The following is an 11,219-nucleotide window of genomic DNA, read 5'->3' on the forward strand; positions in this document are numbered from 1 at the left end:
GCCATCCGGGTTCAGAGCTTTTTATTCTCCCGCTGGTTTTAATCACACAGAAACGTGTGTTCCGTCAATGTGTGCGTGTTTTTCTACGCTTGCTGGCAGTTTTTGCGTAGAAAACAAAACCAGTCTTTGTCCTGCTCGGGTCATGGCAACGTAGAGCTTACGTGTTGATTCTTGGTAAATCTCGGCTTTTTCCTCTTCGTTCAGATCGATATTGTTGACCTTATCCAATAAACCACCAACCCCTAGTACAAAAATCACACCGGCTTCTATTCCTGTGCAGGAATTGATTGTCATAATCCGAATTTTTCCCCGTTGATCGCTCGATTCTTTTGAGTCGTTATAGTTGAGCGCAGTATTCGGCCCTAAACGATGTTCTATAATTCGCTTGGTTGTCCAAGGGCTCACAGATTCATTGCACAGAACTATGATTTGCTCAGGCGGAACTTGGTGTTGTTTTACGCACGCGGTTAGTTCATTGAGAAAACGTTGTTGCTCGTCTTGCGTGCTGTCTGAATAAATAATCTGTGGCTTTTGACCGCGGGTCATTCGACTTAGATCGGGCTGAATAAAGTCTTCGGAATCGTCCTTAAAGTACGCCAACAACGCGTTTGCTGCGACCATAATTTCATAGGTTGTGCGGTATGAGTAATTGAGTTTTTTTGTTCGACCACGCACATTTAAGCCAATACTTTTCCAACTAAGATGTCTTTTAAGAAACCCTTGGTTAGGATCGGCACAGATAAAAAGTTGGCCTTTAGGGTTAATGGATTTTTTCACTAATTCCAGCCAAGAGGGTGCAAAGAATTGTGCTTCATCAATCAAAATATGATCGTAAGCATCAAACTCCATATCGTCATTCTTATTTAAACATAAATTGCGAATGTACAAACTCGGCAGATACCCAGTCTGAGGCGAAGACATAATATCGCAGGTTGTTTCGTACAATTCCCAGACGTGCTCACGTTGGCTTTTCGACAGTGAAAAACCCCGGCCGTGGCGATCGTATTCCAAGTAATGGTCTTTATTTTTAATTAAAAATTCATTGATAAATTCTAATTCTGACCACAACTGATCGTTCGAGATAGTCAATGCTTTGTAAGCTTCGGAGTTGTCAGAAAATATTCGGTTCTTAAACGGTTCTAATTCTTTATTGCCAAAGATCGCGTTTAGCCAGCGTGTTAATTTCGCCTGTTGTGCTCTCGCGTATTTATGAAATGTACAAACGGTAAGATTGCGAGGTTGTCCGTCCAAATAGGCCTCAAATTTAAACGTTATATCTTTGATGATTGGGGTGTTGTGAATCAGTAATAACGTCTGTTTTTCTGGGTATTTTTTGCAATAGAGTATGGCGCGGTTAATTAATATCAGAGTTTTACCGCATCCGGCCACACCATTAATTAAACGGACTGAAAACGATTCTTCTAACTCATCGGAATGTGCGTCGTCCCACATGTCGTATTTAGTGGCAAGTTCTTGATCGTAATCGAGAAAAAAATGGTCCAACTGTGCGCTGTTGTCGCGAGCAGTAACAGCTCTTCGTGTGGTGCAGGAGGCGTTAATGACGGTTTCAGTAACGATGGCTTTTTTCAGCCAATGATAGGCGTCATTACTGAATTGGCAAAGTAGGGTGTTGATGAGCGTTTCACCGTTTTCCCAAAATTCAGTCTGCGCGACAACATGTACGTCATATTCGCTGTAATTAACCGTTGAAAAAAGGGATTCATCTTCTTTGCAGACTGCTAAATAACGCAGAATGTTGTATTTGTTAGAACGTAAGGTATCGTTCAGGGCTAAATACTTTTCCAGTTCCTCCAATTCTGGCGGCGCTGGATGATTGCCAATCAGTAACCAAGATTGATTAGGCCCTTCAATAATTACGTTCGAGATAGAAGTGCTCTCAAGTACGGGGGTTCTAATAATGTAATCATCACTGAGTTGTTCGAATACTTTTTTGTATTTTCGTCGAACGCTGTGGTCAAAACTGGTCAGAGAATCCATTAACTTAGCCATGGGTGTCTCCATTTAAATTAACTTGGTGCGCAGAATTGACTAAATCTTTATAAGCGCTGATGCTTTCATGTATAACGAGTGAGCGGTCTTCAATTTTAAAATCTTCTGGCAACCTAGGGCCAATTAAAATTAGTTTTACTTTCGGTCGTGTAATGGCCACATTCAGCCTTTCTGCCTGAAAAAGAAAATGCGCTACGGTGCTAATAAATTGTTTATCGGTAGAGCACATTGAAATAATAATTAATTCTCGTTCTTGGCCTTGCATGCGTTCAACAGTATCAGTGACAACCTCTTTGGCGGTAAATGGACCGACGGTTTTTGCAAGCTGACCTCGAATTATTTTGCCGTGATTTCGGTAAGGTGTTACCACGCCGATATCGTTCAGCGCTAGTCCTGCCTGGGTTGCAGTTTTAATCAAATCGGCCACCAGCTCTGCTTCTTGGCTGCTGTGAGTGCGCGTGTTTAGGCCCGGACTTGGAATAAATACAAACGAATGTTGCTCAGATAAAATATCTGCGTATTTATTAGGTGTGTCGGCAAGGTTGAGTTTTCTATGTTCATTGCTGCCAGCCGAAAGTAATTTTTCTTCGTAATATCGCAGGCTTGGCCACTGTGTTAACCAACGGTTCATGCGATAGGTCTGATTCAGCATCACCCCCACATCGTTATTTTTGGCGATTAATTTAGCAAATACAGAATAGGGTTGGTCTTCGAAAATATTTTTTGACAGCACCACTGGCGGTAATTGTTTTTGATCGCCAACAAAAACAAAACGTTTTGCTTTGCGCATTGCCATAACGGCCAAAGGAATCGTAATTTGACTGGCTTCATCAAAAATAACAGTGTCAAAATCAAAATTTTCCAAGCGCATGGAGCACGTCGAAAATGGCGTCGCACCAATCACATAACCAGAATCGGGTCGTTCTTCCCAATCCGAACCGTTATTAAATTGCGGAATACGATGGTCCAAACCTTTTACACTGCTGTTTGAGCCCACCTTAACGGTTGGTGCGCCTTCGTTGGCAATTTTATTAAGCGCATTATTAATCGCCATATGCGTATGCGAAGTCAATAAAACCCGTTGACCTTCATTCACCAACTGTTTAGCAATAAGGCTGATGACTTTGGTTTTGCCGGTGCCTGGTGGCCCTTGAATACAAGCAAGATATTTGGCAGCAACACCCACGCCGACTGCGTGAATTTGATTGTCGTTTAAACCAGCTTCTTCGGCGATATCGGCTGCGCGATCATAATCGTCGGTATAGATTTCATTGGCGTTTAAGTCACCCGCTAAAAGCGGTAAAACAATGCTTCGGCCGTTGGAAGAATTGGCAACGTCGTCCAATGCCGTGTCAAAAAATGGTTTTAAGTCCATAGCATCGACATCGGCATAACAGACGCTTTCAAGGTTTTTTATTGCAGCCTCATCAAACTCCGCACGCAACAACCATTCACCGTCGTTCTCCGCCTCAATCATCGCCTGACGTACAAACGCATCATTGTGAGGATCACCCAGATGCAGACAAATCATATCTCCCTCACGAAAGCGGGAATCATTGTCGCTTAAACAGACAATCAAATGCTTTCTGGAGTCGATTCTTATCGAGCTTAACTCTTGTGATTCACCAGACTCTAACTTCTGAGCCAGCGGTTTTTCCCAGGTTTCATAAAGCTTGGCAAAATTGGCTTTGTGCTCTTTTTCAACAAATGCTCGTAAGTCATCAAGTATTTTTTTAATACTCAACGTTATTTCCTTTATACCGAATAAAGTGTAGTTGGCGTGTAAAACGTCATCTTAAAGGCTGATAGTTTACCAACCTTAGTTTGTGTTTAATAAAGGCAGAACAATAAGTGAATAGTGGGGAAGTCTCAAGGAAATGAGTTAGAGCTTTAGTTAAAATTTCTGGATTTTTACTGAAAAATTAGGGTTTTTCTAAAAAATATTTGAGGATAATTTTTTACTATCTCATGGAAGTCGTTCTTCATTATAAATATAGCGATTAATATCGATCCTACAGGCATTGAGTTGTTGATTATTATGTCTATAAGCCAGCTTAGAAATAACCTTGAAAATTCCCGTCTAAATTATTTCTCTCTATTTTGATGATTAATATTTCAGCGTTGTGCCCCGGAATATTCCCACATCAATTCCAGATTCGAAAACCGGTTTAAATACATTGTATTTAATTCATCGTGAGTTGGGCTACGGCCGATTTCTTCATTTATTTGGATGATTGTGAGTGTGTAGCTTAACAGTTGGCGCTGTTGTTCTTGATCGAGAGCTTGGTAGCGTAAAACTAGTTCGGTTACTAATCGATCGCGGTTCGATTTTTTAGCTTTTGGATTTGTGTGAGATTGAGTTGTAGTGGTGACGATTGCTGTAGAGAAGGGAGTTAACGTTTTTATTTTGTCTACTATACGTCTATTGTTTTGAAATAGCGTAGTTGAGCTTTGGACTAAGGTATTGATTGTATTTCGAAAAAGTTCTTTAAAATCAAGTACTTGAAGTGGTGCCCGGGGCCGGATTCAATTAATCTATATCTATCAACTAGTTATGCTACTTCATTCGTAGTTTTTTCGTATAAGTGTTCGGTAATGGTGCCTGATATGAGGCTTTGACAGTGTAAAAGGGTATTTCGGCTGATTCAAGCCTCTGTGGACATGATTGATCCAGATTGGCTCGTCATACGACGACGTATGGCGAGCCTCGCTAGGCTTCTTGATGAAAACGTGCCAAAGCGTACCCCTCGTACATTCCCATTATCATGTATGGTTGCCGCATAATACCGTTGTTTGTTCAACAGTGCCTGCATATTCACGTCAAGCTGTTCCGTACAGCAGAACACATCGTAGTCGGTACTATCATTGGTTAGGGCATTGAAAGATGTTCGATTTAAACTAGCAACTTTGTGCTTTTGCAAGTGTGCCAAGTTAAAAATTGGTAACTCGGCAGGGCTTATCGGGATTATTTTCAGCGAAGATTTGGTAAATCCGCTCAACACGTCAGAAAATAAAAGATTGAAACCTAGAATAATCGTTTTATGGTGGGTTGCTCGTAATATTGCGAGTAATCACTTTTTAACGAAAGGAGTGCTTATGCATAAACCCTCGTTAAAAAGCTTGAAAGCAGGATTTACCTTTAATTTTAAAGGTTTTTCGCTTTCTTTCTCGATTGAAGTAGAGAAAGAAAAATAGCTTTTGAAGTTTCCGTGGTGGGGCAAGTTTACCGACAACCCCCGCCACGGTTTATCACTTTTCTCATTTAGACTATCATATATTTATACATTGGCAAGAGAAAAGGTCCTATGTTAAATCCTCTATAATATCAACTGCCAATTTATAAGGTATCATTGAACTAGAATTACCTTTTCAGAGTTTTATGCGATTAATCGCGTTTTCAGCACCCGAGAGAAGTGTTGTAAAAGAATGGTGCTTTCCAGGTATAAAGTTTTTGGGGCGCTGTATGAGCCTAAGATTAAAGATTTGAGGCTGCTGAGAAACCCAAATCCTTTTTGCAAAGCCTAATTACAATGTTTGATAGTTGTGAATTGTTAATGTGTCGGTTACATGTTGATTTTTTTTAATGAATTATGGTTAATTTATTATTAAATTAACTCCTTATTTAGGCAATACATGGTATTGGGCGTAGAGAGCGTTAGCGAACGAAGGGTTGGTGCTTTTATATCAATGATCGCGTCAGCGATTCCTTATTAATAATTTGTGCTATTTAGTTAGTAGATGATGTGTGGTTAAAACTTATCCACAGGCTCTGACTCTTGTTCTTTATTCTTAAGTTCTTTGTTCTTGTTCACAGCTAATATAATCTTTAATATACAATTAGTTATTGAACTAAAAACTACATTTTTTCACGTTGCTGCTACATTTTTTCACATTGCTACTACAAAAATTCACAATGGAACTACTTTTTTTCACGATAAAACTACAAAATTTCACAGCCATTTTTTAGATAAAATGTACTAACTATTTAAGTGCAACATATATTCACGGATTAGAACTTTATGTGCGTATCGAATATTATCTATATAAAACAATAGGTTAGAGAGAGTTTTTAAAAAGCTATCTTCTCTTATGGCTACATTTTTTCACGGTCACTTAATTAACAACTTAATGAGTTTGTTCTTTAATAGTTTGCAACTAAATATTGTAATTGCATGGAAAAATAGAGTTCGGTTGATGGGTGAATATAAAAAATAATTTTTTATAAAACTACAAAATTTCACATCCTATAAAGTTTATTTTCTTGCTACAGAAATAATTATTGATGTAGTTATTAGATATGACTGAGAAAAAGCCGTTAAAGACTATTGATGTTAAGCCGACCAAAACTACGATGGTCAAAGCTGGTGAGTTAATTGATATAATAGAAGTAACACCACTGACCTTAACCGACCGTAAAATCTATAACTTACTTATTGAAAATGCTAAGCAACAATTAGCAACGCCTGTTGAACACTGTATCGATAAAGAAAAACTGCGCCAAAGCCGCCGAGGTAATGGGCAGGTCGATGAATCCATTATGCGATTAATGTCCAGTATTGTGAAAGTTGAAACGGTAAGAGAGGGTGAAGCAGCTGTGTTGAGGATGCCGCTTCTGGGACGAAATGTAGAACACTATCATAAAGATGGAAAATTCTATTATACTTTTGATCCACTTCTAAGAGATATCATTCAAGACAGTAATGCATTTGCCAGGCTTAAGCTGGATGTTATGTTAGCTTTCACAGGAAAATATGGGCTAACTCTGTATGAGCTTATTGAGAAAAGAATCAATCTCAGAATGAGTGAAGAAATTCTATCTATCGAAAAGTTTCGTAATCTCCTGGGGGTTCCCAATGGTAAACTGGCAAATTGGTATAACTTGAAAACACGAGCAATTGAGCCCGCTGTTGCAGAAGTAAATCATCTCTCTAAAGATTTTAGGGTAGAAGTTCATGGGATCAAGTCTGGTAAAAGTTACACAGATGTCAAAATTCAATGGTGGAGAAAGTCTCCCGATGGTGAGAATGAGGCTATAAGAGAGCACCTTCAAACCAAAATGGGGCGTAAGGCCAGGAGAGAAGGCCGAGTAGAAGACGTATTTATTTACGATCAACGGTTACGTGCTCATTTATCGGACAATGTTATGGAGCAAGCCAGAAAAATTTTACTCGAAGGTAATAAACGTATGGGGCTACAATCTGCTATTGAAGAATGGGAAAATACTTTTAGAGATGCGCCAAAACCGGATAATCCAAATGGTGCTTTTATAGCCTTTTGCAAGAAAATAGCGTAAGTCAGCTACACATTTTTGCACTTCTCAAACAGAATTAATTCATATAAAACAGCGTCTTAATGCCTCACACGCACAGTGCGCACTATCTTTTAACAATCAGCTCTAAAGATTGAACAACTCTTTGAATGTCGTCCTCTGATACTCCAAATAAGTCAATTTTATACTGATTTGGAATGGTTCTATGAGCGCCAATTGCAGCTTTACGTTCTCCGTTCTTACCTTGAATATAAAGTGGTTTCTTACGTGTAATATGCCTTGGTGAGGAAGTAATATCTTTAATAGATTTTAATAAGTCTTTGGCTGTAAGAAAAATTTCTTGATCGTCAAGAGCTTTTTCAACGTCAGACCTTTCACTTTTAGATAGGGTATTGAGATATTTTAAGATATCTAATCCGGCCCTTAAAGAAATCTCAGTTGGGGTCGCGACTTTCTTTACAATATGCTCAGGTAACGAAGCAAGCTGCAAATAACGCCTTATAGTACTTGCCGTAGATTGTTCGTTGACCGCAATAACTTCGGCTGTCAATGCAGGATTACTCTCTCGTAACTTTTCGTAATATTTTGCCAATTCCCACGACGATATTTCCTGACGATCATCATTTTCGCTATCTGCTAACCTCTTTGCATCTAAGTCAGTCATGTTAGGCGCAATCCAGGCTTTAAGTTTGATATCCTCGTGTCCTTCATTACGTAGGAGTTTCACCGAATAGCGACGTCTTGAGCCATAAATAAGTTCGTACTTTTTAGAGCCCTCAAAGTTAGTCAGTGGTCTGAGTAGAACGGGATCACGTTGCTTATCGTTAAGAATATTGTTCTTTAACGTCTGAATGGCGGGATCATTGGGCGATAATAAAGATTGAATACGCTTGTTTAGTGGGGATACTACACAGTCATCGGGGTCAATCTCAATGAGGTCGCATTCCACTCGTTCTTTAGAGACGGGAAGATCAATATATAATCGCTGAATTCTGTCTGATTTTTGAGCGACAGCAGGTGAATTTATTGGGGAAGAAACTGTTTTCCGGGCACTACTTGAGCTAGCGGTTTGCAAAGTTTTATCGTTATCTTTTTCGTCTATTGCGATTGATAAGTCCGATATTTTAAACGTTTCTTTTACCATCAATAAATTCCTTGCACTTCTAATTGCTCTTTCTTGCTTGACCATTTTGGAAATACAACGCGTTCTAGAATTTCATCAAAAACAGTCTCGAAATTAGCTATGGCTTTTTTCCTCGCTTCACGACTCACATTCCCGTCACCCGGATTAATATCAAAAACTGTTCTGCGCATTAATGAGAGATTACTCACCACCGATTCATGTTTCTTGATAACGGACTGCATGCAAGACGTACCAAACGTCTTACGAATCTGATCCAATACAAATTCGCTTCCTAATGTTGCATTTTTTTCTGAGGGTGAGAAGCGAGTAGGCAAGAAAAGCATATCTGGAGATTCAAGTTTTTCTCCGAAAAAATCATACAAAACTTCTGCTTGTTCTTTATAGAGATCACAAAAGGCCAATGTAGATGCAAAGTCCGTTATCTCGGTTGGTACTGGTACAATAACCGCATGAGAGGCAAAAATGATATTTAGCGGCAAAAGCCCTAAGGTTGGTGTTCCATCGACGATGATAATATCAAAATCATACTTAACTTCTGACAAACAATCTCGCACTCGATGGAACCAATGCAATCGCTTACTGATATTCTCATGTGATTCACGTGAATGAGAAATTGCATTTGAAAGTGAATATTCAACACCCGCCAATTGCAAAGAAGACGGAATGATTTTTAAATTTGGCACGTATGTATCGTGAATTACGTTACTTACAAGACTTTCTTTATAGCCTTCTTCTTCCAGTATGAATGGTCCAAGTGAGGTTTCATGAGACGTTTCAAAGTCTGGTAAAATGCCGCAATTTAATGTGAGTGACGCTTGTGGATCAAGGTCAACAAATAATACACGGTAACCGCAGCTTGCCAGATAGCTTCCTGCATACCAGCTCGTTGTGGTTTTCCAACAGCCACCTTTGAAGTTGGTAAACGACAGAACAACGGGATCATCATTAACACTGCGGCCTGGGCTTGTACCAAAATAATCTTGAATGTTGAGCACTTGTTGCATTGTGCACCCAAGTCTACGGCGTGTTACTTCATCAACATCGGGGGCAGGAAGGCGGCCTTCTTTTTCGGCCATGTAGATTCTGGAGAGGGTAACGCCCGTAACATCAGAAAGATCCTTGCCTTTAAATCGTCTTGGTGGCATTTTCTGATTGGCGATATCTTTTATATTGCGCGTTAAATTATGTCCTCGCGTGAGATAATCGTTAATATTTTCTATATCTTTACGCATTCGCCTTACTGCAATTTATATTTATTGACCACATTTCCTACATAAATATAAATTAATACATTTGTCGACTATAAAATAACAGGATTACGTACTGCGATCGAACAATTATAAAGACAGTTGAATTAATGTCACACCGCATTAAATTAGGGCAATTAAAAGATAATTCCCTCTATAAAGAATTGACAGAGATGGAGGGCAACACACTTAACAAAAACCTTCTGAGAATTAGCGCTAAATCTCATTACAAGTGATATGGAGTATTTCCTTTAACCCTTGAATATAAGGGTTGAAATGTTGCCTATCTCAGTGCTGTATCGTATAGCGAGCTACCTCCTCAAGATTGGCTTGACCATCTTTTCAAATTTAATAATAGGTCATGTGATATCGCGGTCTTACACTACACATCATCAAATATTTCATCATTCGAACCTTTATCAATTACCTTAGATTCTTGAGATGAGTTTTTCTGATTTGAGTTTAATTCTTCGTTAAAGTAGTAGCTATTCTGTGGAATCTTTTTAATGATTGAAGCCTTTCCTATGTCTAGACTTATAACAAAACCCTTAATTTTCTCGTCATTAAAAATAAGATAAGCTCGATTACCCAGCTGAACTAATAATTTAGCTGTTTTGGTAATGCAAGTTTCTTTATTCTTATCATTGTTTCGAATAATAATTTCTGGCCAAGTATTACACTCTTGGCGAGAGTTTATGATGGCAATTTCTTGCCCTCCGCCGACGTTCAGTAATCTCAATGGTAGTTCACCAACGTACGGAGAGATATCAGGTGTTAGGCTTATGACGAACAAAGAAAAAATCACAGCAAGCGTTGGATGCTGCTGTGATTTCCGAACAACTACATTCGAAGTTAACTTCTCGTCTAAATCTTCAAATTCATTTGGTTTATCTTTAAGGGAAATGGGGTATGTACAGATAAAATTTATTACAGAATAAAAGATAACGTACAATATTATTTCTATTTCTGAAATGTTTTTTGCTCTTTCATTTATAAATAATAATAAGATGTTAAATGACAGAAAGGAGAGGAGTTGGATTAAAAATATCTGGGTGGTCATAGATAATGTTAATTTCACTCTATTTTCCTTGGGTAAGCCTGATGTGTATGTTACTACAATTCCAAAAATCAAAGCCCAGAGTAAATAAGCGACAAATAAAATTGCTAAGGCCAATGGTGAAAACTTTACTTGGTAAAATCCAATCCAAACCACGAGACAAATGAGAGGGGTGATATAACTATACAGTGAGTATGTGATTAAATTTCTTAACTTGTTATTCTGCCAGCCTTCCTTATGATTTAGAAGAATTAAACCGATAATTTGGGGAGTAACTGCATGCTGATTAATTAACCCCACTATGATTGTATAAATAATTAAAAAAATCAAAATTATAAGCGAAATAATACCACCGACTGCCCCACAATTAGTAGTCACCTTCTATAGTTATATTTAACTGAAAGTGGAGGTGCTCAAATGGCACGTAAAAAATATCAATCTTACACAGAAGAATTTCGTCGAGAGGCGGTAAAGCGGTCGGAAAAACCGGGG

The 11,219-nt window shown here is 38.6% G+C and carries 7 protein-coding genes; 2 read left to right on the top strand and 5 right to left on the bottom strand.

Annotated elements, in window-relative coordinates:
* Positions 1–42: 42 nt before the first annotated feature.
* On the bottom strand, positions 43–2,010 hold the full coding sequence (locus LU361_RS18620) for a 3'-5' exonuclease (protein ID WP_233090662.1): 1,968 nt from the start codon (positions 2,008–2,010) through the stop codon (positions 43–45).
* Positions 2,003–3,754, bottom strand: a complete 1,752-nt coding sequence (locus LU361_RS18625; protein ID WP_233090663.1) for an AAA domain-containing protein — start codon at positions 3,752–3,754, stop codon at positions 2,003–2,005. The genes LU361_RS18620 and LU361_RS18625 overlap by 8 nt, the downstream gene beginning before the upstream one ends.
* 1,133 nt (positions 3,755–4,887) lie before the next feature.
* Here LU361_RS18625 and LU361_RS18630 point away from each other — a divergent pair.
* Both LU361_RS18630 and LU361_RS18635 read left to right on the top strand, forming a co-directional pair.
* Complete coding sequence (locus LU361_RS18630; RefSeq protein ID WP_233090664.1) at positions 4,888–5,205, top strand: hypothetical protein; 318 nt, start codon at positions 4,888–4,890, stop codon at positions 5,203–5,205.
* 1,102 nt (positions 5,206–6,307) lie between these two features.
* Positions 6,308–7,303 carry a replication initiation protein gene (locus LU361_RS18635; protein ID WP_233090665.1) on the top strand — a complete coding sequence of 332 codons (996 nt, stop codon included), beginning with the start codon at positions 6,308–6,310 and terminating at the stop codon, positions 7,301–7,303.
* An 82-nt stretch (positions 7,304–7,385) separates the two neighbouring features.
* Here the strand turns inward: LU361_RS18635 and LU361_RS18640 are convergent, their stop codons facing one another.
* From LU361_RS18640 to LU361_RS18650, 3 genes are all read right to left on the bottom strand, one after another.
* Positions 7,386–8,423, bottom strand: coding sequence for a ParB/RepB/Spo0J family partition protein (locus LU361_RS18640; RefSeq protein WP_233090666.1), 1,038 nt, complete (start codon positions 8,421–8,423; stop codon positions 7,386–7,388).
* Entirely contained in the window at positions 8,423–9,655 is a 1,233-nt protein-coding gene (locus tag LU361_RS18645; protein ID WP_233090667.1) for an AAA family ATPase, read from the bottom strand. The genes LU361_RS18640 and LU361_RS18645 overlap by 1 nt, the downstream gene beginning before the upstream one ends.
* 397 nt (positions 9,656–10,052) lie before the next feature.
* Positions 10,053–11,105 carry a hypothetical protein gene (locus LU361_RS18650; protein ID WP_233090668.1) on the bottom strand — a complete coding sequence of 351 codons (1,053 nt, stop codon included), beginning with the start codon at positions 11,103–11,105 and terminating at the stop codon, positions 10,053–10,055.
* Positions 11,106–11,219 lie beyond the last annotated feature (114 nt).

The sequence above is a fragment of the Sessilibacter corallicola genome (genome assembly GCF_021290925.1).
In the GTDB taxonomy this organism is placed as follows: Bacteria; Pseudomonadota; Gammaproteobacteria; order Pseudomonadales; family Cellvibrionaceae; genus Sessilibacter; species Sessilibacter corallicola.

What these genes read in the sequence shown, in the direction of transcription:
- LU361_RS18635 (WP_233090665.1), top strand. Translation starts at nt 6,308, where the DNA reads ATGACTGAGAAAAAGCCGTTAAAGACTATTGATGTTAAGCCGACCAAA.
- LU361_RS18620 (WP_233090662.1), bottom strand. Translation starts at nt 2,010, where the DNA reads ATGGCTAAGTTAATGGATTCTCTGACCAGTTTTGACCACAGCGTTCGA.
- LU361_RS18645 (WP_233090667.1), bottom strand. Translation starts at nt 9,655, where the DNA reads ATGCGTAAAGATATAGAAAATATTAACGATTATCTCACGCGAGGACAT.
- LU361_RS18640 (WP_233090666.1), bottom strand. Translation starts at nt 8,423, where the DNA reads ATGGTAAAAGAAACGTTTAAAATATCGGACTTATCAATCGCAATAGAC.